Source organism: Myxococcus vastator, assembly GCF_010894475.1.
Lineage (GTDB): Bacteria > Myxococcota > Myxococcia > Myxococcales > Myxococcaceae > Myxococcus > Myxococcus vastator.
In genome coordinates, this window is sequence record NZ_JAAIYB010000974.1 from 1 (window position 1) to 438 (window position 438).

Sequence of the window (438 nt, forward strand, 5' to 3'; positions counted from 1 at the left end):
GGGTGGGCCCGTGGAAGCCGGAGGGCTGGCCGGGAACGGAGATTGGCTGGAGCCTGCTCCGCGAGTTCTGGGGCCGGGGCTACGCCACCGAGGCGACGGCGGCGACCATGGACTGGGCCTTCGACCACCTGGGCTGGACCGACGTCATCCACTGCATCGTGCCGGAGAACACCCCGTCCCAGCAGGTCGCGCTCCGGCTGGGGTCGCGGGTGCTGGGCCCGGCACACATGCCACCGCCGCACGACACGGTCCGCGTCGACCGCTGGGGGCAGAGCCGCGACGAGTGGCGCGCTCGACGCAAATAGGCGCCGCGTGGCTCCAGGGCAGGGTCCGCCCGCCTGCTCCCAGGGGCGGCTGGCACCCAATTCGCCAGGAAAGACGGGAAGTTGAGGGACCGGCCAAGCACATGTTACGACCGGCGATGGCCAGTCCCTCCTC

1 protein-coding gene is annotated in these 438 nt (G+C 71.9%); it reads left to right on the forward strand.

Annotation, left to right across the window (positions count from 1 at the left end):
* Positions 1-305: GNAT family N-acetyltransferase (locus G4D87_RS38630; protein ID WP_163787691.1), on the forward strand; the 305-nt coding region annotated here is incomplete at its 5' end.
* Between the last annotated feature and the right edge of the window lie 133 nt (positions 306-438).